Genomic DNA, 22,721 nt, shown 5'->3' on the forward strand with positions numbered 1-22,721 from the left:
GGTATATTATTTATAAGTGAAAGGAGTAGATTAAAATGCATGAACATCATAATCATCACGTGGCGCATCAATCTAATCATGAGCACCATCATGGGAATCACGGTTCTCATTCTCATCAGCATCACCATGAACATATGATTGCTGATTTTAAAAAGAGGTTCTATATTTCACTTATATTAGCCCTGCCGATTATTCTGCTTTCAGCTATGATCCAGTCTTTCTTTAATTACTCACTATCTTTTGCTGGAGATCACTGGGTAGAATTAATACTGGCGTCTATTATTTTCTTTTATGGCGGCTGGCCTTTCTTAACTGGTGCCATCGATGAATTAAAACAAAAATCTCCCGGTATGATGACATTAATTGGCTTTGCGATTACTGTTGCTTATGTTTACAGCGCAGCGACTGTATTCGGTCTCGAAGCTCATGATTTATTCTGGGAATTAGCAACGTTGATTGCCATTATGCTGCTTGGCCATTGGGTGGAAATGCGCTCTGTCAGTAAAGCATCCGATTCTATGGAATCTTTAGTAGAACTGATGCCAAAGGAAGCAACAAAAATAGATAAAGAGGGCAACACCGAGATTATCCAGGTTTCAGAGCTTAAGAAAGGTGATCATCTTCTTATTAAACCAGGTGAAAAAATACCTGCAGATGGTATTATTATTGAAGGAAAATCCTCTGTCGATGAATCGATGCTGACTGGAGAATCTGCCCCTGTTGAAAAACAGATAAAAGATGAAGCAATCGGCGGTTCTATCAACACATCCGGATCATTAACAATTGAAGTTTCGAAAACAAGTGAAGAAGGTTATCTCTCCCAGGTTGTTCAGCTTGTTAAAGAAGCTCAGGAAAGTAAATCAAAAACCCAAAAGCTTTCCGACCGTGCGGCTAAGCTTCTGTTTTATGTTGCTGTAGCTGCAGGGATCCTTACTTTCGTTATTTGGATTTCTCTCGGTTATGGCGTTGAAGAAGCGATGACACGAATGGTTACAGTATTAGTTATTTCCTGTCCACATGCACTCGGGCTGGCAATTCCTTTAGTAGTTGCCCGTTCTACTTATTTATCAGCACAAAACGGACTATTTATCCGAAACCGTGCCAGCTTTGAAGATGCAAGAAAAATTAATACTGTTGTTTTTGATAAAACAGGAACTTTAACCAAAGGAGAGTTTGCTGTAACGGATATTATTCCAAGGGGTAATACCACAGAAAAAGAGCTCTTACAAAAAGCAGCTTCTATTGAATCTCAGTCTGAGCATCCTATAGCTGCAGGTATTGTTGCTTCTGCTAAGAAACAGAATTTAAACTTAATGGTACCCAGAGCCTTTGATTCGATCACAGGCGCCGGTGTAAAAGCTAGACTGGAAAATTCCTGGGTTTTAGCAGTAAGTCCAGGGTATATGAATAAAAACAACATCCCTTATGACAAGGATGCTTTTAACAAGTTATCCAATACAGGAAAAACGGTCATTTTTGTTTTGGAGGAAGAACAATTTATCGGAATGATTGCACTTGCTGATCAAATCAAGGATTCTTCTAAAGAAGCTGTCCGCCGGTTACACGAGCTTAGCATTGAAGCACAAATGCTGACTGGTGATAATCAAACTGTCGCAAATAACGTTGCCAAAGAAATCGGTATTGACAATGTTATTGCGGAGGTGCTCCCAGATCAAAAAGCAGATCAGATTAAACAGCTCCAGGCAAATAAGAAAAGAACTGCGATGACCGGTGATGGAATCAATGACTCTCCAGCCCTGGCTACTGCTGACTTAGGGGTAGCAGTCGGTGCTGGAACAGATGTAGCAATGGAAACAGCAGATATCGTCTTAGTCAACAGTAACCCCGTAGACGTCGTTTCCATTATTGAGCTTTCCCGTTTAACCTATCGAAAAATGATTCAAAACCTTTGGTGGGCAGCCGGCTATAATATTATTGCCATTCCATTGGCGGCAGGGATTTTAGCTCCTTGGGGTATTGTACTGGACCCGGCAGTTGGTGCAGTATTGATGTCACTCAGTACGATTATCGTGGCTTTCAATGCCAGATTGTTGAAAAGTAAGTAATTCTAAATATTGGTTCCAGCTTTTATCCCTCGTGAATACCGATTTTAGTAAAAACTTAGTTGAATCGCTTATAGATTTCCAAATATCGGGGAAATTAATCCGGACACAAACAACGGAGGGATAAAATGAAGCGAAATAAACAATGGATCATTATTTTTGGAACCTGTCTGCTATTATTATTAGCAGCATGTGGAAACAGTCCTGAAAATAAAAATAGCGGAGAAAATTCAGGTATAAAAACACAGGAAAAAACAGATGCTTCTGCACATGAAGGGCATCATAAGTCCGGCTCCGGAGAAGTTCCTGAAAACTTGAAGAAAGCTGAAAATCCAACCTATAAAGTCGGCAGTCATGCCATCATCGAAGCTGATCATATGGAAGGCATGAAAGGGGCTAAAGCAACGATTACAGGTGCTTATGATACAATCGCCTATACGGTAACATATAAACCAACTACCGGCGCAGAAGAAGTAAAAAATCACAAATGGGTTATTCAGGAAGAAATTAAAAATGCTGACGAAGCTCCTTTAGAGCCAGGAACGGAGGTTGTATTGGAGGCTAATCATATGGATGGGATGAAAGGGGCAACAGCAACGATTGATTCAGCAGAAAAGACAACAGTCTACATGGTTGACTTCGTCCCAACAACTGGTGGAGAAGAGATAAAGAATCATAAATGGGTAACAGAAAGTGAATTATCTCCTGTTGATTAATCATTCTGGTCATAAGAAAACGCAAATCAGATGAAATGTCTGATTTGCGCTTTTATATAGTTATAGCTATTTTGCATCAGGAATTATTTTATACTCCAACCCTTTCTGATACTCCGCTTTTTTAATTTCATCTGGAACCATACTTCCACCGGTAGCCCAGATTAAATGCGTATCTTCTTCTGTTACTTTTGGGTAATTTTGAACGACATAAGAAGGCCCCATTAATCCCGTAACTGCAGATGGCTCAAGATGAACCCCTTCTTCATCGGCCATCTCAGCAATAAGCCGGAACATTTGCTCATCACTCACCGTATAGATTCCTTCTATCAGCGGCTCCATCACTTTTCCAACAAAACCGGATGGTCTTCCGACAGCTAGTCCATCAGCGGCAGTCCGGTTATCTAAACCAAAATCACTCACTGAAATCTCATTATGCATTCTCGTCATCATTCCAATAAGCATACAAGGAGAATGTGTCGGTTCTGCAAAATAACATTTTACAGCATCACCAAAGATAGCTTTCAAACCAAATGCGACACCACCAGGACCACCGCCAACACCACATGGTAAGTAAACATGCAGCGGTTTCTCCAGACTTACTTGAATCTCTTGTTCTTCCAGCTGCTTTTTCAAACGAATAGCCGCCACTGTATATCCCAGGAATAAGTCTTCTGAATTTTCATCATCAATAAAATAGCTTTGGGGATCATTTTCTGCTTCTTTTCTTCCTTCCTCCACAGCCTTGCTATAATCTGATGGATGTTCAACTACCTGAACTCCCCGCTCTCTTAATAAATCCTTTTTCCATTTCTTTGCGTCCGCAGACATATGGACCACCACACGAAATCCAAGCTTAGCACTAATCACTCCAATACTCAGTCCCAAATTCCCTGTTGAACCTACAAGAATCGTATATTGCGAGAAAAATTCCCTGTACTTATCTTCTGCAATTTTACTGTAGTCATCCTTTTCCGATAATAGGTTATGCTCCAACAGTAATGTTTCTGCATATTTAAGTACTTCATAAATACCGCCTCTTGCTTTGATTGAACCGGAAATAGGTAAATGACTGTCCAGCTTGATGTATAAAGCCCCGGGAATTCTTTGTCCTGTAATCGTTTCCATTCTTTCTTTAATCTGATTTCCTTTTTTCAGTGGAGATTCAATAATTCCTCTTGTTTTTTCCGTCTCCGGATAAGCTTTGACGATAAATGGAGCAAAGCGTTTTAAGCGTTCCTCTGCATCTTGTATATCTTTTAATTGAAGCGGCTGTCCCTGGAAAGCTGTTTTGTTATCCTTCACATAAGGGTTACTCCAATAAAACGGTGTATAATTTATGACAGGACCCAGGTCCGGAAACTCACTAATCCATTTCTCCATCGTTTTCCCTTTTACGATTGTCATTATTCTGTCACCTCTTCTTAAATTAGCACTGTTAAGTAAGATTATAACACTTTCATATGGAACAAATAACTTTCACGACGGAGATTCTATTAAACTTCTTTCTTACTCAGCCATTTTTCCCTGGGTAATTTCATATTAATAGAGTCAATCCACCTTCCTTCAAATTCCACTTCTTTTTCATCGATATTGTCCTTTACAAAGCCGACTTTTTCATAAACATGCCGGGCTCTTGGATTGAAATCCAAAACACTTAAAGTCAATTGATTAAGTGTTGTGTTTTTAAATACGTAATCAATAATAAGCTGCGTTGCTTCCGTTCCTAAACCGCGATTCCTTCCCTTTGGACCCATAAGAATCCGGAAATTCATACTATGATTTGTTTCATCGTATAAATTGATTACTGCTTCACCTACTAAGATGCCCTGAGATTGATCAACAATGGCGAGATCCAAGCGGTCAGTTTGTGTATGTCTTGTACGGTACCAATCAAGAATGATTTCCGCTTCCTCCTCAAAATCAAAATCCATATCACTTCCGGTCAGCTTTAACACTTCGTAATCTGTTAAGCATTCTTTTATATAAGGAAAATCTTCTTCTTTAAAAGGTCTAAGTATAACTTTTTCACCTTCCAATACAGGTTTATGGCCTAAATCTATCATTCTGGTTCCCCTCTCCCCTTTTTAATTAAGATACACGTATATGCTTCGAATTTTCAATTAATTAAATTTCTCTTGTATTCTACCACCGCTATTTCATAAAAACAAAGCTTCCTTCAACTGAAGTTTTCAGATCGTTCTCCATGACAAAATTTTGATATTTAAAGTATTTAAATATATACACAAATAATGTACGTTATAATAAAAGTGAGATTATTCTATTTACTACTAAATTGGAGGCGATTTCATGAAAAAACTGGAAGGAAAAACTGCATTTATTACAGGAGCGGCGATGGGGCTCGGCGAAGGAATTGCACATGTTTATGCCAAGCATGGTGCTAACTTAATGATTGTTGACGTTCATCCAAAGGTAGAAAAGGTTGCTAAAGAAATTATAAAAGAATACGATGTCGAAGTTGCCGCACAAATTGTAGATGTCACTGATGTGGAATCGTGTAAAGCTGCTGCTGCAGAAACTGTAAACAAATTTGGTCAAATTGATATACTGGCAGCGATTGCTGGTGTATGTAAGTTAGGTGATTTCCTGGAAATGAGTGATGCTGATCTTGATTTTCACATTGATGTAAATATCAAGGGCGTGTGGAATACAACCAAAGCAGTCCTGCCGCATATGCTTGAAAATGGCGGCGGCAGCATTGTGGTAATGTCTTCTGTAACAGGGGATATCGTTGCTGACCCCGGTGAAGTAGCATATGCCCTATCAAAAGCAGCATTAATAGGATTTACAAAATCATTAGCGGTAGAATACGCGGCTAAAAATATTCGTGTGAATGCCATGCAATTAGGTTATGCCCGGACGCCAATGGCTGAGAGTATTGCAAAAACGTCCAATCCTGATGATCCAGAATCTGTTCTTACAGAGATGGCAGCCGCTATTCCAATGCGCCGGCTTGGGTTACCTAAAGAGGTTGGAGAGCTCGCAGCTTTTCTGGGAAGTGATGAATCCAGCTATATGACTGGCGGCCAGTATGTTATTGATGGTGGAAGCACGTTACCGGAATCTGTTTCGGCAGGCATAGAATAAGGACAGGTACAGCCTGAAATAAACAAAGCACCTTGCCAGCGCTGACAAAGTGCTTTGTTTATTTCTTAAAAGCTTTATAGATAAAGTAACCTATAATACCAATCACTGCATAGACAGCAAAAAAGACAATAAATCCCCATAAACCCATAACCGCATCTGCAAATTCCATATTCCCCCGTTGTGTATAAGCCTGCTGAATCTCAACTGCAAACACAAGGACGATCATCACGGTAAATGTGTAGAGAAATGCTAAAATAGCAATGCTCCACTTTATTTTTGACAGAATCTTAAATACAATATAGACAATAAAGAACGTTACAATACCCAGGATGCCAAAAATCCAGAAATGCAATTCTTTATCTGTCATACCAGCCCCAAATGTACCGGCAATCGCATCATGAATATCATTGATTAAATCCACTATTAACATAATTGCTTCTTTCATAGCGGGCTTCCTCCCTACCAGAAAATGTATATGTGTGCATGTTCAAAAAGTCCGATAAATAAAACCAAGAAGTTCAAGACGGAAGAGAAATCCGAAGTGTCGTTTTATTAGACTTTTTGCACAACCTCTATAAGAATAGCCTACACGAAAACAAAAAATAAATCCTTCCTTATCTCTGAAAGATTATTCAGCATAAATACGGTAAGCCTTTTCTTCTTCAATCACTTACGTTTAAATTAAAAGTTATGTGTTGTATTTATAAATATCTACTTTTTAATTACTTATCATATCTATATTTATTTGTTTTAACTTAGTTTTTGAAGATAATATTCATTTGGATAGATTATTTTATTTAAAATTGCGTTCCTTTATATGCTGATCCTCCAACTTTAGAAATAGGTTATTTGGGACGCATTTTGTTTTACTGTATTTGACTGATGAGAGCTATATATCTTTATATTTTTCACCATCAATATTTTCCTGATTTTTATTGCAGAGGTTTACTATTTAATAAAATTGGGTATTAGTAATTTTAGGGGTATCTTTATTATTTTAATAAATACCTTTCATGTGATTATATGGATACAAAACTGTAGCACAATTAAACAGTTTTTTAACAAAACGTACCTGATACTTAAGCATTAAATTACACGGCTATATCTAGAATTACTGTATTGATTCAGTTACTCAATACTATCTTGCTAATAATTTTTGCAGCCAATTAAGGTACTCCCGCCTCTTTAGACATTCATCCGTTGAGGCTATCCAGAAAACATTGGAGGAAAAACATTTCAGGAGGGAAAGAAAATGAGTACATTTAGAAAAGCACATTCAGAAAAATCCAGAGAACATATGATAGAACTACTTAATCAGCAGGTAACCGACTTAACTGACCTTTTTATTCAGACAAAGCTGGCACATTGGAACGTCCGTGGACCACACTTCATTGCCTATCATGAATTTTTCGATGACCTGGCCGGGGAAATTCCGGAATTAATTGACTCTCTTGCGGAGCAGGCTGCAAGCTTAGGCGGGTCTGCTGGAAAACCGGTACAATTTATCGCATCAGAAACAAGACTTCCTGCCTGGGAACTTCAAAATACAAAAGATATTCTTGTACTTGAAAATCTGACTGAACGGTGGGCAATTGTGGCTAATAATATCCGGGAAGCGGTTGAAATTTCGGCTGACGAGGATCCGGATACATCTGATTTATTTACTGAGGTATCCCGTAAGCTGGATAAAAGCCTCTGGTTTTTAGAATCTCATCTGACAGATGGAAGCTCAGAATAAGTATGAAATACTAATAGCTCGGTCTTTGTAAAATAGCCAGGATTTTTCGTTTCTTATAATCCTTTAGTTATTTTCTAGAATCATGTTTCTTTAATGAAATTAGCGACACTTCGTATTGAAGCATCGCTGATTTCGTTTTTTTATCATCTTTATTCTTGTAACATTAACAATGTCATATTACAAATAGCTCAAGTAATTCCCTAGCTCCCTACATATTCTCAATAAACTCTTATCGCATTCCGTACCTCTTTCGCCTGGTATAAAGCTCGATCTGCACAGCCAAACCATTCAGAAACTTCCATTTCATCTATATATACCGCCATTCCAATGCTTGTTGTCAGATTCAAATCAGGAAGTTTTTTGATATCTACTTTATTTAACTGTTCCTGTATTCTCCCGCAAATTTCTTCTGCTTCTTCCAGATCTATATCTTGAAAAATCAGACAAAATTCGTCTCCACCATAACGGTAAGGAGTATACTTTTCACTATTTTCTTTTAACACTCTTGAAAATTGGACAATACATTCATCGCCACTATAATGCCCCCATGTATCGTTAATTTTTTTGAAATTATCAATATCCACGATAGCCAGAATATACTTTTTATCCAAAGTACCTTCTATATTTTTCAAACTGCGCAGGAAAGCTATCCGATTATTGACCCCTGTCATTTCATCTATTTCCAGCTTTTTCTCTAAACGGAATCTTTCTAATTCCAACTGGATACTGGCAAGATTTTTTTCTCTGGTAGTGAATAAAAACCATACAAATAAAAGAAAAAGCCAGGAGAATAACTAATCCAACTAAAAAATCACCTAATCTTAACGCATTGTTAAAAATAATACTTTTCTCCGTATCCCATACAATAAATATTTCTGATACAGCAAAACCAATAAGACTTGCTGTTATTGTTACTGAGGTTACCTTATAGCACGTATAGGCAGTACTCAACATAATTGCAATCGCAAAAATAAAATAGCTCGATACAAATATCGTATGGATTGTAAATAAAATGAAAGCTACAGCAACTAAAAGAAGAGATATCGTATACATTTTCACCTGATGTGAGATACGCTGTGAACGCATGACAACAGTTCCGATGCCAATGCATATCAGGTTCACACCGCTTGGCACTGCAATATATCTCCAAATATAGATAGGAACGGAGGTACTTAAAAGATCTGTCTGGACAATCATGATGCTAAGGAGACATTCTATTATAAAGGCAAAGGCTACCAGCCATATTGATAATTTATAATGAAATCGGAGCCAGCCTTCATCTATTTTTGCATATACCTTTACAATTTCATCAATATTGGTCGCCTTTCTTACTTCCAGGTTTAACATCATTTTATTCTGTACCATATTTTTCCTCACACTCTATTTATCTTTTTCTGCTATGAAACAGACACCTCGAACCTTCGTATATTTCATTAATATAAAATTTATCCTCCTTTTTTTCGCTTCATGAAGTAATAAAAGCCTGTTTGATACTTTTTCCCTCAAAGAGAAAAATCAAATACAACATTGCATTTGTTCAAGTATATTTAAACATTCTTAAGAAATATATCAGCACACAAAACGAACCTGAGTACTTCTGTATTTCTTTCCTTTTTCACAGGAATAAAACTGCCTCTATGCTTGTTCCATTGACAAGAAGAGACAGCTTCACAAAAAGTTTACTCATTTGTTGCTTTCAATATAGATACCCCTATTCTACCCGAAATCCCATAAACTATTAGTCAGATGGTACGCTTATCCTTAAGCCACCCTGTAAGCCTGGAAACAATGAAATAAATAATAATTCCTATACTCGTACCAGCACTATCAATCAAAACATCCCTTACCTCTCCTGATCTTCCAGGGATATACAGCTGATGCACCTCATCTGTTATGGCATATAAAATGCATATCAACAGCGCAACCCCTGCACCTTGCTTCGCATTTACACCACTTCTTCTTAATCCGTTCAAAACGAGAATACCCAGCGTTAAGTAGGCAAAAAAATGCGCATTTTTTCTAACGATATGGTGCAGATCTTCAATGTTAAACTGGAATTGTGAAGCAAGTTTATCCAAGGTATTTACAATCATTTTTGTAATTCCTGAACTGAGTTCATTGGAAATTGCAGCTGGCTGATGTGATAAATAAAAAATAAGTGCCATCCAAAATATAACAGCAATCCAGGAGAGTGATTTGTACATGTAACTGTCTCCTTTTGTATATTTTTATATGTAGATATACACAGCAGAACATAGCTATAGTGTATTTATCACTATACAACTGCGTGTGTCAGCTTCTTTTTTGTTTACTGACTAAGCCCTCTCCTAATAATTGGATAAACCCAGTTTACTATACTATTACAAGCTAAAGTGAAATATTTATTATAATTGACATTATACGCTATTAATCCATATATCGCCTTGCAGTTCTATTAAAATTTTTTTCATTTTTGTTTCTATCTAAGTTTGCTTCATAGAACAATTGTATAAAAAACATGAAACAAAAAAATATGAAAAAGGAGACAAGAAAATCCCCTTTCAAAGTACTAGCTTAGCTTTTCCAATTCTATTTTAACAATCTATCTTTTTTTGCTAAGCTGGTTACTTCTTCTATAATATGTTCCCATTGCGGTAAAACATTTTAAATGCAATAACTAACACACACTAAAAGGAATAAAGAGAGGAGAATGCCCCATTTCTTTATTCCTTTTATGTGTATACCTATTCTACTTCTATGTTGGTATAAGGCATTTATAATTTTATTTCATGACTGATGAAAATTTAACCATATAAGGCTGCTTTCCCTGCCGTATTGAAGATATTCATTTTATGTTCAACAACTTCTTTCACCTTATTCATACATGAGGGATATATTTGATTCGGCTCATATAGGCCATTATTTGATAATACGATTCTCATCTGATTAAAAAATGCGCTTTTAATATCACTTGATATATTGATCTTTGCAATCCCTAACAAAACGGCTTTTTTAAGTTCTTCGTCTGTATTGCCGCTACCGCCATGAAGAACGAGAGGTATCTTTATTTTAGAGCTAATTTCTTCTAACAATTTAATGTTTAAACATGGGCGCTTTCCTTTTGGATATAAACCATGTGCTGTTCCAATAGCAACTGCAAAGCTATCAATATTTGTTTTCTCTACAAAGTCAATTGCTTCAATTGGATTAGTATAGATAATTTCGCTTGAACTTGTTTCAGCACTATTTCCTGTATTACCAATTGTACCTAATTCTCCCTCAACTGATATATTCAAACTTTTCATAAGTTGAACAACGTTTTGAGTTTCAATCACATTTTGATTATATTCCATTAGTGAACCATCAAACATTACAGAAGTGAATCCAGCTTGGACAGCTTTCATAACTTCATCAATTGTTCTACCATGATCAAGATGAATGACAACAGGAACTTTAGCGCCTTGAGCGTACTCTTTTATGGTTGCCATCCATTCAAGTCCCATATAAGCTAATTCATCTGGATGAATTTCAATAATAACTGGAGCATTTAATTCTTCAGATTTTTTTATAACGGCTTTTAACATTTCAAGACTGCTAATATTGAATGCAGGTACAGCGAATTGGTTTTTTCTTGCAACTTGTAAAACATCTCTCATGTTATAAATCATATTATTGATGTACCCCTCCTTTTTTTACTAAGCCCAGTAAAATTGCCCCTACTACTGTGCCACAGCAAATACCAAATACCCAAAGTAATGGATTATCAAATACATTCGGTATTAAAGTCGCCCATAAACCGCCATGCGGAACCCGGCAAGCGGCTTCAAATATAAGTGACAATGTCGACGAAACAGAACTACCAATCATAATACATGGTATGACTCGCAATGGATCGCTTACTGCAAATGGAATTGCACCTTCAGTAATATTTGATGCTCCTAAGATCCAGGCTGATTTACCCATTTCTTTCTCTTCTACAGAGTATTTGTTTTTAAATAAAATAGTGGATAGGGCTAAAGCAAGCGGTGGAGTTACTCCCCCAGCCATAACAGCTGCAAAAGGCTCATAATTACCTTCCGCAAAAGCAATCATACTAAATGCAAAGATAGATTTATTAAGCGGTCCACCCATATCAAAAGCCATCATACTACCTGTAATAATACCTAATAATATTTTATTGCCGGTCTCTAAATTACTTAATGCTGTTTCAAGGATATCCAATAAAGCTGCGATCGGAGTGCCTATAACAAAAATTAAAATTAAACCTGTGAGGCCTACAGATAATACAGGAACTAATAAAACAGCTTTTATTGATTCAATACTTTTAGGAACTTTGATCCATTTAATTAAATATTTGGTGATATAGCCAGCTAAAAATCCACCAATTATTCCTCCAAGAAAACCTGCCCCTATTATTTGAGCTATCAAACCACTCAATAGTCCTGATGTTATTCCTGCTCTATTGGCAATAGAATATGCAATTCCTGCAGCGAGAACCGGGACCATAAGTCCTAATGCACCGTCCCCTCCACCAATTAAATTTAATGCGGCAGCAATTGGATTATACGATGGATCACCTTCTGTTGAAGAATCCAATCCCCAGATAAAACTGATAGCTAGTAATATTCCCCCAGCCACTACAACTGGGGTCATAAAACTAACACCGGTCATTAAGTGTTTATAGACTTCTGGCAGTTCTTTATTTTTCGTTTCTTTACCATCTGGACTTTCAGATATTTTATTTTCTTGAACTTTTGCACTTTGAAATGCCTCATCTATTAACCCGGCAGCATCTTTAATAGCTCTGGAGATATCTGCTTCAAAAACTTTTTTACCTTCAAAACGGTCTTTATTCACTTTCTTACCAGAAGCAATTAAAACAACATCTGCATTCATTATTTCATCTTCAGAAAGAATATTCTCTGCTCCCAAAGCACCTTGTGTCTCAACTTTAACCCAAATATCTTTTTCTTTAGCCGCTTCTATAATTGCTTCAGCAGCCATATAAGTATGAGCAACTCCAGTCGGGCATGTTGTAACAGCTACTAATCTGGTCAATTTATTTCCTCCCTTTCTGTTATATCAAAAGTTTGTTAGATATAAATGAATACAACCGTTATTGAATTGTTTTAATTGCTCTGTAAAAATCATCAATATCGTTAGAATATTCCAATAATTTCCTGAAATCTTCTTTCATTAGATTTTTCGCAAGTGAACTTAATATTCGTAAATGGTTTTCGCTTGAATTTTCAGGAATAGCCAGCATAAATACCAATCTTACATCTTCTTCCCTTTCTCCATATGAGAGGTTATGTTCTAGTTTTAAAAAACAAATCCCAGCTTCCTTAACCTGTTTTGAAATAGCATGAGGAATAGCTATTCCGTGCCCGACATAGGTGCTATATTCTTCTTCTCTTTTATAAATATCCAATTCAAATTGTTCTAAATTTGAGACTATTCCGTCTTCAAAGAAAGCTACACACATTTTCTTAATTAATTCGTGTTTAGTTAATTCATATTCAAATAAAACTCTATTTCTAGAGAATAGTTGTTCAAACTTCATTTTCAATCTCCTTTTAAAATATACTTTTTCAATTCTTCTAATTGATTTTCATTATCAATATTTCTAATTAATTCAGTTCTTTCTAAACAGCTATATAGTCTGACAAAAAAGTTTCTATTTTCACTCAGTTTTTCAAATCTTAATAGCAAAAGTAATACGATATCGACTTCTTCCTTTCCCCATGACACTTTTTTATTATTTTTGATAATAAATACAGCTTGTTTTTTAATATATGCACTGTTCCCATGTGGTATGGCGATTCCTTGCCCTATTGAAGTAGATGATCTTTTTTCACGCTCAAATACACTTTCTAATAACCTATTTGTACAATACTCTTCATTTGTTGCAATTTGAATATATCTATTTAATATATCTTCCCTGCTATCAGAATCACTTCGAAAGAACCTAAAATCGATATCATTATTAAGGAAATCGTTTTCATTAGTTTTTAAGATATATTTTTTATTTAAGTGCTCTTTAATTTTTTCAATATCATCCTCACTCACAAAATTTGAGATTCTTATTATCTTGTTTCTATAAATTGGTTTAGTTAGAATAGGTCTTGTGGTTAAAATCACATCACAATTTTGTAATTGAAATTCTTCAATGTTCATTGTAGTTTTCATATCATGTATTAATAAATTTTGAAATTTTTTCATAAGCCGCATTGCCATTAATTGAGTTTGACCAATCCCGCTATCACTAATCAATAAAACCTTATGAAATTCTTTATTAAGGTTTGTTTCATAAATTGAACTAATGTATATCGTTATAAAACCTATTTCATCTTCATTAAATGATACATTAAATTCTTCTTCAATTATTTGAACATTGGTAAGCACCATCGAATAAAATTTCCCGTATTCTTGTTTTATTTTGGGTAATATTGGATTATTGGGTTTTATCCCTTCTTTACTTCGATTAATAGCCTGGGATAAATGATACGCCAAATTTTTAATTAAAAGTTCATTTTCTTCATTATATTTAATATCCATAATCGAATTTAACAGGCTTCGGGACATTTCTAATAATTTATTATTTATTTGATAGTCATCATTGGATGCAAAACGGTTCAAAACACATCTTTTCCATAAATATATATAATCATTTTCTTTGAGGAAAATTTGGTTATCTAAGAATAGTTTGATAAATTCTCTAAATCGGATTTTATCTTTATCCAAATCGTATTCTACATATTGGATATCATTATCTATACTGCTGCGATATTGACTGATTATTATTTGAAGAATCAACTCTTTTCTACCTTCATCAGTAAAGGGTTTTAATATTTTCTGTTGAACTTTCTCAACTACATAAATGGCTCTAACCAATTCTTTTTCCAGAAGAAGTTCATCCAGAACCATTTGAATCCCTTCATCAAACTTTATATCTTTATTTAAGCTTTTCTTATAAAAAAAGCTTGTTTGCAAAATAGTTTTCTCAAGAAGCTGCCTTATTAAGATTTCATCTCCTAAAATACTAACCCCTGAATTTTGTGTTTTCTTAATAACAAGGTCCAGAGGCTCAATATATTTTTGCAAATCATTTAAATCTTGAATGATATGATTTCTCGAAACTAGATGCCGGTCCATTAATCCTTTAATTGTATATTCTTCTTTTCCAAGTAACAAATCCAATAAAATATGATTTTGTCTTAATTCATGCTGATAATTTTTTGAACCAAGGCTTTTTAAAATTCTTCGTTTTAAAGATCCTAATTCTTCTGTTTCGCCTTCTAAATATATACCAACATTGTTTTTTAGAATTAATTTAACACGATTCCCTAATAATTGATTCAACATTTCATTATGAAGTCTATTCCACACTGTTTTTTCTGAAATCATAAAATGTCTTGAAATTTCCTTAATCGTTACAGGACATGAACATTCAAGCAGATAATAAATGATATCCTCAACTGTTGGTTTCTTCATAATATTCTCCCTAAACTTTATTTTAGCCCTTCAATTGTAAGTAATTTATCCATAAGATACACAACATCCATCGTTTGATTTATATAATCTTTGCCTGCTTTCCTATTCTTGATTGTTTCTTCAATATCTAAAATTTCATACATTAAGGCATTATTTGTATTTCCGCATTTAATCGTTTCTTTTTTCCCATCAGGATAGGTAACGACAGCTTTATCAGCTCTGACATAGTTATCGATTGTTATATAAGCTTTCTCTCCAGCAATAATTGCTTTTTTAGGGAGTTTTGATCGAAATGTTATGTTTGCGTTTCCGATAATATCCTTATCTGTTTTAACGGCTATACTCCACATCTCATCAACACCTGTTTTATATTTTGACATTACATGCTTTATCTCGATAATTTCATCTTGCAGAAAAAAACGTAAGAATGATAACACATATGTGCCAATATCAAGCATGGCACCACCACCTAATTCCTTACTAAAAAAACGATTCGAAGGGTTATCTTCTTTTAAGCTACCTAAATTAGCATTAACATATTTTATTTTTCCCAGTTTCCCTTGCTCTATTAAGTTTTTAATTTCGGTAAAAAGCGGCATATGATAAATTGTCATTGCCTCAGCTAGTATCAAATCATGTTCTTGTGCATATAAATAAGCTTTTTTCAGTTCCTCATAGTTATCCCAAATCGCTTTTTCACATAAAACATGCTTCCCACTCTTTAAACAATCCATGATGTTTTGATAATGTTGTGAATTAACGGTAGCTATATACACAATATCAATATCCCTATCGTTTAATAATTCTTCATATGATTTATATACCTTCTTAATATTGTACTGATTTTGAAAATCTAAAGCTTTTTGATAATTTCTTGAGCTGACCCCATAAACAGACCCTGCTGCTTCCATACTTTCAGCAAATTCGTGAGCAATATTTCCAAGACCTATAATCCCCCAATTCACATTATTACCTCGCTTCCTTTTAAGATTTGATTAAAGTATAGCAGGCATTTTATTTAAAAAGGGCATTCAATAAATCTTTTTTTTACGACATTGACCAAACAACAGCAGAATAAAAATTGCTATACAGATGAATTTATATACTTTTTAATACAAGTTATTCGTTCCTGATACAACCAGTTCAGACTTACAATTTGGGCCAGCTGCTCCCTTGATAATTAAATGTAAGTATTTAGGAGAGTATTCTTATTATGAATTTCAAGGTCACAGTTTTAACTTCATATTTTTATTTATCCTATCTTTCTAAAAAACCATTAATCGAAGGAGTTCTCCCCCCGATTAATGGTCTCATAAAGATTACAATCACACACTTGTTTTTACACTATACTTAAATACAACAGAAAAATTAATACTGAGACTTTTATTCCTGACCATCCCGCATCCCGAAATCATCTTCAAGCTGTTCCTTCCAGTTCTCGGAAATACTATGATTGGAGCGAAAATGACTTACTGTTTCACTGATAACATCATAATTAAGCGAGGTCCCCACACTATCTGCATGGTAATTTGCTGCTCTGTCTTTTCCGATGCCAAAACGGCCGGCTGCAGCAACTGCATCGATATTTGCACCAAGAAAAATAAATTCCCAGTTATATTTACTCTTTTGATGTTCAATCATCTTATGGACTTTTTCATAATCGAATTCCCGGCTTGCGTTTTCCAGGCCATCCGTAATAATGACGAACATCACATTTTCCGGCCGTTCCGCTTCAACTGTATTTTTTAATGCATTGCCGATGTTGTTCACGGTCTTTCCTGCTGCATCTAAAAGCGCCGTAAACCCTTTTACATTATATTCTTTATCTGTGATTGGCCCGATATCTTGAATATTCACCCGATCATGCAGCAATTCATACTCATTATCAAATAAAACAGTCGTCACAACAGCATTACCAGGTTCCTTTTTCTGCTTCTCCAGGAGGGTGTTATATCCATAGATTGTCTCTCCTTCAAGCCCTCTCATTGAACCACTTCCGTCTAAAATAAATACAAGTTCTGTTAAATCTTTTTTCATTCTATCATCTCCTAATCACTTATTATGATGATAGAATATCATTCTCTATGAATAAAAAGGTCGCATACAAAGCGACATATTTCTGCTGTGCTTTACACTCCCAGAAGCTTTTGATCAAAAGCAAATAAAGCTTCATTGATCTCCAAAATATTATAATTTTCTTTTTCAATAAAATACTCGATGATAATATCAAATTTACTGCTTCGTGAAAGTGCAAAGCCGGCACGAAGTAACAAATCCCTTGTTTCATCAAGATTTAGCTTTAATGCCATCGCAAAGGAAATAACTGTAGACTTACTTGGCTGATAATGAACATCATTACGGATTTTTGAAAACAGCTTCCGGTCGATATTTGCTTTTTTATACGCTTCTGCATCTGACATACCTTTTTCATCAATCAAGCGCAGCAGCATCTGTGAAAAAGTTGCTTCCATACCGTTAACAACATCTGTTAAGTTTCTCTTGCTTACATATTCATCCTCTGGTTCTCCCAGAGAAGCCTCTTTAAAAAGACGTACTTCATCATACCGATTTCTCCGATCTACAGGCTGTTCTTCTACATACTTATCATCAATATATTGCTTAATGGATGAAAACAGCTTCTCTGACAAGGTAAATGCGGCATTATCAAACACAACAAGATAAACCTGCATCTCATTCTGTAACAAAAAATCGCTAATTACGGAGACTGCCACTTTAAACGCTTTATCCTTGGGATATCCGTAAACACCCGAAGAGATGAGTGGAAAAGCAATGCTCTCTAATTGATATTCCTTTGCTAATGCAAGGGAATGCCGATAGCAATCCGACAGCAATTTCTCTTCATTACTTTTTCCGCCATGCCAGACTGGTCCGACAGTGTGAATAACATACTCGGCCGGTAACTGATAGCCCTTTGTTATTTTAGCCTGTCCTGTTTTACATCCTCCAAGAGTGCGGCATTCCTCTAATAATTCAGGTCCTGCCACTCTATGAATTGCTCCATCAGCTCCGCCTCCTCCAAGCAAAGTGGAATTAGCTGGATTCACAATTGCATCTGTCTGGACTTTTGTTATATCGTTGCGAATAATTTGAAATGGCATAAAGACACCTCCAGATGACTTGCTTTACATTTTATCATGTTTATAGAAAAGTTAGTATATGGTTGCAAATGAAGATAGAAATATCCAAAGGGGTGGCAGCAACTATATTTGCATTTCTCATATGAATTTTTTATTAAAAATAGTTTTTTAACTAAAAAGACGCTTCTATCTTCCATAAAGGAATTAGTAAGCGCCCTTCTTCAATAAATTAATGTATAATAGAAAGCTGTTTGTCCTTTAAAAATCCTGCGCTATTTAAGCACAGAATACTTATTCAAAATCTTTACTTAAAATATCTACGCGTTCTTCAAAGGACACCTCACGATGAATCTCATGTAACATCCATACATACCCATAGCTATCGGAAAACATGGCATTAGAAATACCCATTTCCTCCATTTTCGTGACAGGCTGAATTTCTGTTGCATTAGCAGCCATCGCTTTGTCATATGTTTCTTGAATGTTTGGGACTACGACATTAAACCAAAATGATTGCGTATCCCCTTCTTTCGGAGCAAATAACTGATATTCAGGATTCTCATCAAGCATATGAAAACGTGTGCCAAAGATATTGAACACCGCTTCATTGTTTCCTGTCTTAAAATTTGTCACCTCTACTACTTCTACATCAAAAATAGATTTGTATTGCTCCAGCGCAGCTTTGCTGTCTTTTACAACAAAATCAAATTCCACTCCATTGAACATTTGGCATTCTCCTGACTTTTAATTATTTTTCATGGCTATCGATTGTTCTTCTATCTTCTGCAATGCACTTGTTTTTATTCAGAAGCTACTGACGAAAACCAGATTGCAGTATTATATCAAGAAACATCATTCATTAAAAATAATCCTTATTAATTTTGGATATATTTATTAAAGATATCGCCAAAATCTTTTCTTGTATTCTCATTGTATGTTGTATTTAGCCAATCAAAAGCAAATTTAGCAGCTTTTTCAAATTCATTAGCAATGGTTCCTTCCTGGAAACGATTGTCAGTGAATAAAGTTTTGGATAATTCCAGACTATCTTTTGCATAGCCTTTAACACGTGCATCACTGTCCTGGATATGTGAAATAGTAACTAATGATTTATATAAATCAGCAATAGCCTCGCCTTCTTTTTTCTCTATATCTACAGAAATAGGCTGACTGCCGATTGTAAATTTTATTTCAAGATCGAGATCAATCGTACCAGCCGTTTCAACGGAAATATTTTGAATAGGATAGCGATAGTAATCATAGCGATAAATATTCCGCTTACTACTTGTTGCCTTTTCCCCATCTAAGTGGATCAGGGCACGGTTTGTAAAGCAATACTCATCTGATTTAGATTTAATCAGAAAATGAATTTGCTCTCCTTCTTCATGCAATACGTAATCATCTGATTCCGTTTTATCGAAATCATCCGGGCGAATAATTTTTCCAATATCACTTAATCCTAATGCATCACTAGCAATCTTTTTAAACATGCAGCAATTCCTCCTCCAATAAATCTTCTCTAAGCGGAAATTATTCATTCAGAACTGAGAGTTGATTCTGTAGTAATTTATTTTAACAATATTATTTTATCGTAATTATCTATTATTAGAAAATTTCAGGGTGAAAAATATATGAATAGGCATAAACAGATGAAAAAGGCACTATTTGTAATAGCACCTTTTTCTCTTTATTCTTTTGTATTACCATATTCCAGGTCAATTCCTACTGAAACATTAATGTGGTTTTTTATCACTTTTTTTCTGCCATTTTCACCATTTGTCTCAAAGTAGGAATGCTTGTAAAACGCCTTGAAATTAAGGATTTCTACGTATTCTGACGACATAGCAACGTTACAGCCTCCACGTGCCCCGTATTCGGAAACATATCCACCGGCTGAACTTCCTTCGTCTCAAAACCGCCATCCTCCAAAATCCTTAAATCCCTAGCTAACGTCGAAGGATTACAGGAAACATAAACAATTCGCTTCGGTTCCATTGCAATCATTGCATCCAGAAACTCAGGATCACAGCCTTTTCTTGGAGGATCAACGACAATCACATCCGGTTTCAGCCCTTCCTTCTTCCACTTAGGCATCACCTTTTCAGCCCGTCCTACTGTAAATTCAGCATTATCTATTCCGTTGCGCTCTGCATTTTTCTTTGCATCTTCAATGGCTTCTGGAACAACTTCAATTCCGTAGACTTTTTTAGCTTTTTGAGCAAGGAAAAGAGAAATTGTTCCTATCCCGCAATATGCATCAATTACAACATCATTTTCATCAATATTGGCATATTCCAAAGCTTTATCATAAAGCACTTTTGTCTGAACCGGATTGACCTGATAAAATGACTTCGGAGAAATCGCAAAGGTAAGGTCGCCTATTGTATCATGAATGTAGGCTGCTCCCCATAGCACTTTCGTCTTTTTCCCTAAAATAACATTCGTACGCTGATCATTAATATTCTGCACGATCGAACTGATAAAAGGGAATTTTTCTGTCAATTCTTCAATAATTTGTTCTTTTGCGGGCAGCTTTGCTGTACGAGTCACAAAGACAACCATCATTTCACCTGTGAAATGGCCTGTCCGAATCATAATATGGCGCAATTCGCCGCGATGCGTTTTTTCATCATAAGCTTTGACGCCATATTTATTCATTAAATGACGAACAAATGGAAGAACCTCATTCATTGCATGACTGTGAACATAGCAGGTATCTTGATTTTTTAAAATCCGGTGGCTTCTTTTCTGGTAGTAGCCTGTGATTAATTCACCGTTTTTTTCATCAACAGGAATTTGAATCTTGTTTCGATAATGAGAAGGGTCATCCATACCAATAATCGGAGAAATAAGAACATGCTCCAGATGTGCTACTTTTTTCATCACGTTATGGACCTGATTCTGCTTCATCTGCAATTGAAGAGAGTAGCTCATATGCTGAAGCTGACATCCTCCGCAATAGACATGGCAGGTCGGCTCTACACGTTCAGGGCTTGTTTTCTTCAATTCTAACAGCTTCCCGAAGCCATAGTTTTTATTTACTTTAACTACTTTGATCACTGCTTCTTCTCCCGGCAGGGTCTTAGGAATAAATAAAGGGTAACCGTCTACTTTTCCTACCCCGCTTCCTTCATGGGTCATATCCTCAATCGTAATAGTTAATTGTTCATTTTTTTGGACAGGAGTATTTCCTGGTGATTTCGCCATTTTTATCTTCCTCTATTTTCGTAATCGATTTTAATACCTTATTTTATCATACCCGTTTAGAGAACAACAACTGTCCTCATTTATTAGGCTTTCTTGACGTAAGGAATGGCAGTTTTATCTTGTTCCGTGCTTTTCCAGAAAAAACTACATACGCATAATAAAAGCCTCCAAAACAATGTCATGTTCAGAGGCTTTCAAAATTATTTCAAATCTTCCTGGTGTTCAATAAATTCAGCTGGAACCATGAACTCAATATGCTCCTGTAGATTAATAAATTCTCCAGGAAGCAGGCCGCCATATTCTCCATCAATGTTCAGTTGCATTTTTTCCTCATTGGTAACCTTAACACGCTTTGCCTGTGTATAGATAATATTCTTACTTTTTAAATGCTCTCCCCGAAGTGCGAGTGTAGCAATTTGAATAAACTCTGCCAGATTTGTTTTCTTTAAAATCAGAACATCAAAATACCCGTCATTTAAACGCGCATCAGGAGCAAGCTTTTCAAAACCGCCGACGGAATTCGTATTAGAAATTAGAAAAAGCATAATATCCTCTTCCAGCACCTGATCATCATATTCAATCTTTACCCTGGCCGCTTTTAAGGAAGGGAGCATTTCAATACCTTTCATATAATATGCCAATTGGCCTATCATTGTTTTTAATTTACTGGGCACATCATATGTTAATTCTGTCAGCTTCCCGCCTCCAGCAATATTGATAAAATAATGCTCATTCACTTTTCCAATATCTAATTTCATCGAATTACCTTCCAAAATAATGTCAGCTGCTTTACCGATATCCTTAGGAATACTGAGCGCTCTGGCAAAATCGTTTGTAGTTCCGGCAGGTAAGATTGCCAGCTTTGGCCGATGCTCCTGTTCTGCCATTCCGTGAATGATTTCATTAATAGTACCGTCACCACCGGCAGCAACAATTAAATCATAGCCTCTTTCCACAGCCGTTTTTGCTGCAGCAGTTGCATCTCCCTCACAGGTCGTTGCATGTGCTGATGTCTCATACCCCGCTCTTTCCAGCTTTTCCAAGATATTTGGCAATTCTTTTTTGACAGCTTCGCGTCCCGAAGTTGGGTTATAAATGATTCGGGCCTTTTTCATGTTCTTTCCTCCCCATACGGTCCAGTCGATATTGTAATTTGGATTTTGTCAGACACGTATAAATTAAAGTGAACCTCGATTATTGAGAGGTTTTTACTTTGTTACATACATTGCATAGAACTTAGCTAAAAAATATATAATACATTGTAAAAAGCTTATAAAATGAAACCTCACATATAAAAATAAATTCCAGTGAGGTGATCGCT

Annotated in this window: 21 protein-coding genes; 4 read left to right on the forward strand and 17 right to left on the reverse strand. The window is 35.7% G+C overall.

Annotated features, from left to right (window positions below; all coding sequences use genetic code 11):
- The first annotated feature begins 35 nt into the window (after window positions 1-35).
- Both OSO01_RS07095 and OSO01_RS07100 read left to right on the forward strand, forming a co-directional pair.
- On the forward strand, window positions 36-2,066 hold the full coding sequence (locus tag OSO01_RS07095) for a copper-translocating P-type ATPase (protein WP_147209735.1): 2,031 nt from the start codon (window positions 36-38) through the stop codon (window positions 2,064-2,066).
- Between the two features lie 125 nt (window positions 2,067-2,191).
- The gene (locus OSO01_RS07100; protein ID WP_147209736.1) at window positions 2,192-2,779 is read left to right on the forward strand and encodes a YdhK family protein; all 588 of its coding nucleotides are present in this window, start codon (window positions 2,192-2,194) and stop codon (window positions 2,777-2,779) included.
- 66 nt (window positions 2,780-2,845) lie between these two features.
- Here OSO01_RS07100 and dsdA read toward each other — a convergent pair whose 3' ends face one another.
- Together dsdA and OSO01_RS07110 are read right to left on the reverse strand one after the other, a co-directional pair.
- Window positions 2,846-4,183, reverse strand: a complete 1,338-nt coding sequence (gene dsdA / locus OSO01_RS07105; RefSeq protein ID WP_147209737.1) for a D-serine ammonia-lyase — start codon at window positions 4,181-4,183, stop codon at window positions 2,846-2,848.
- 89 nt (window positions 4,184-4,272) lie between these two features.
- The gene (locus tag OSO01_RS07110) at window positions 4,273-4,842 is read right to left on the reverse strand and encodes a GNAT family N-acetyltransferase (RefSeq protein ID WP_147209738.1); all 570 of its coding nucleotides are present in this window, start codon (window positions 4,840-4,842) and stop codon (window positions 4,273-4,275) included.
- 244 nt (window positions 4,843-5,086) lie between these two features.
- On the opposite strand from OSO01_RS07110, the gene ucpA reads away from it, so the two are divergent.
- Entirely contained in the window at window positions 5,087-5,884 is a 798-nt protein-coding gene (gene ucpA, locus OSO01_RS07115) for an SDR family oxidoreductase UcpA (RefSeq protein ID WP_147209739.1), read from the forward strand.
- A gap of 58 nt (window positions 5,885-5,942) precedes the next feature.
- Here ucpA and OSO01_RS07120 read toward each other — a convergent pair whose 3' ends face one another.
- On the reverse strand, window positions 5,943-6,329 hold the full coding sequence (locus OSO01_RS07120) for a hypothetical protein (protein WP_147209740.1): 387 nt from the start codon (window positions 6,327-6,329) through the stop codon (window positions 5,943-5,945).
- A gap of 807 nt (window positions 6,330-7,136) precedes the next feature.
- On the opposite strand from OSO01_RS07120, the gene dps reads away from it, so the two are divergent.
- Window positions 7,137-7,622 (forward strand): DNA starvation/stationary phase protection protein Dps, encoded by a 486-nt coding sequence (dps, locus tag OSO01_RS07125; RefSeq protein ID WP_147209741.1) that lies wholly within the window; start codon window positions 7,137-7,139, stop codon window positions 7,620-7,622.
- A gap of 218 nt (window positions 7,623-7,840) precedes the next feature.
- Here the strand turns inward: dps and OSO01_RS07130 are convergent, their stop codons facing one another.
- The 14 genes from OSO01_RS07130 to OSO01_RS07195 all read right to left on the reverse strand — a co-directional run bounded on the left by OSO01_RS07130 (window position 7,841) and on the right by OSO01_RS07195 (window position 22,515).
- The gene (locus tag OSO01_RS07130) at window positions 7,841-8,341 is read right to left on the reverse strand and encodes a GGDEF domain-containing protein (protein WP_147209742.1); all 501 of its coding nucleotides are present in this window, start codon (window positions 8,339-8,341) and stop codon (window positions 7,841-7,843) included.
- Window positions 8,295-8,987 (reverse strand): hypothetical protein, encoded by a 693-nt coding sequence (locus OSO01_RS07135; RefSeq protein WP_147209743.1) that lies wholly within the window; start codon window positions 8,985-8,987, stop codon window positions 8,295-8,297. Before OSO01_RS07135 ends, OSO01_RS07130 begins: the two co-directional genes overlap by 47 nt.
- Window positions 8,988-9,364: 377 nt before the next feature.
- Complete coding sequence (locus OSO01_RS07140; RefSeq protein ID WP_147209744.1) at window positions 9,365-9,826, reverse strand: VanZ family protein; 462 nt, start codon at window positions 9,824-9,826, stop codon at window positions 9,365-9,367.
- 579 nt (window positions 9,827-10,405) lie between these two features.
- Window positions 10,406-11,269, reverse strand: a complete 864-nt coding sequence (locus OSO01_RS07145) for a ketose-bisphosphate aldolase (protein WP_147209745.1) — start codon at window positions 11,267-11,269, stop codon at window positions 10,406-10,408.
- A 1-nt stretch (window position 11,270) separates the two neighbouring features.
- Window positions 11,271-12,659: a PTS fructose transporter subunit IIC gene (locus tag OSO01_RS07150; RefSeq protein ID WP_147209746.1), complete on the reverse strand. Its 1,389-nt coding sequence runs from the start codon at window positions 12,657-12,659 to the stop codon at window positions 11,271-11,273.
- A gap of 58 nt (window positions 12,660-12,717) precedes the next feature.
- Window positions 12,718-13,164, reverse strand: coding sequence for a PTS sugar transporter subunit IIA (locus OSO01_RS07155; protein WP_147209747.1), 447 nt, complete (start codon window positions 13,162-13,164; stop codon window positions 12,718-12,720).
- 2 nt (window positions 13,165-13,166) lie between these two features.
- A complete protein-coding gene (locus OSO01_RS07160) occupies window positions 13,167-15,095 on the reverse strand; it encodes a BglG family transcription antiterminator (protein WP_147209748.1) in 1,929 nt (642 codons plus the stop codon).
- A 17-nt stretch (window positions 15,096-15,112) separates the two neighbouring features.
- On the reverse strand, window positions 15,113-16,060 hold the full coding sequence (locus tag OSO01_RS07165) for a Gfo/Idh/MocA family protein (protein WP_147209749.1): 948 nt from the start codon (window positions 16,058-16,060) through the stop codon (window positions 15,113-15,115).
- 418 nt (window positions 16,061-16,478) lie between these two features.
- Entirely contained in the window at window positions 16,479-17,132 is a 654-nt protein-coding gene (locus OSO01_RS07170) for a vWA domain-containing protein (RefSeq protein WP_147209750.1), read from the reverse strand.
- Between the two features lie 92 nt (window positions 17,133-17,224).
- Entirely contained in the window at window positions 17,225-18,214 is a 990-nt protein-coding gene (locus OSO01_RS07175; protein WP_147209751.1) for an O-acetyl-ADP-ribose deacetylase, read from the reverse strand.
- A 270-nt stretch (window positions 18,215-18,484) separates the two neighbouring features.
- Window positions 18,485-18,919 (reverse strand): VOC family protein, encoded by a 435-nt coding sequence (locus OSO01_RS07180; RefSeq protein WP_147209752.1) that lies wholly within the window; start codon window positions 18,917-18,919, stop codon window positions 18,485-18,487.
- 149 nt (window positions 18,920-19,068) lie between these two features.
- A complete protein-coding gene (locus tag OSO01_RS07185) occupies window positions 19,069-19,683 on the reverse strand; it encodes a PH domain-containing protein (RefSeq protein WP_147209753.1) in 615 nt (204 codons plus the stop codon).
- Window positions 19,684-20,017: 334 nt separating this feature from the next.
- Complete coding sequence (rlmD, locus tag OSO01_RS07190) at window positions 20,018-21,400, reverse strand: 23S rRNA (uracil(1939)-C(5))-methyltransferase RlmD (RefSeq protein ID WP_147209754.1); 1,383 nt, start codon at window positions 21,398-21,400, stop codon at window positions 20,018-20,020.
- Window positions 21,401-21,600: 200 nt separating this feature from the next.
- Window positions 21,601-22,515, reverse strand: a complete 915-nt coding sequence (locus OSO01_RS07195) for a diacylglycerol kinase (protein WP_147209755.1) — start codon at window positions 22,513-22,515, stop codon at window positions 21,601-21,603.
- Window positions 22,516-22,721: the final 206 nt, after the last annotated feature.

Origin of the sequence: Oceanobacillus sojae (genome assembly GCF_007991515.1) — a bacterium.
In the GTDB taxonomy this organism is placed as follows: domain Bacteria; phylum Bacillota; class Bacilli; order Bacillales; family Amphibacillaceae; genus Oceanobacillus; species Oceanobacillus sojae.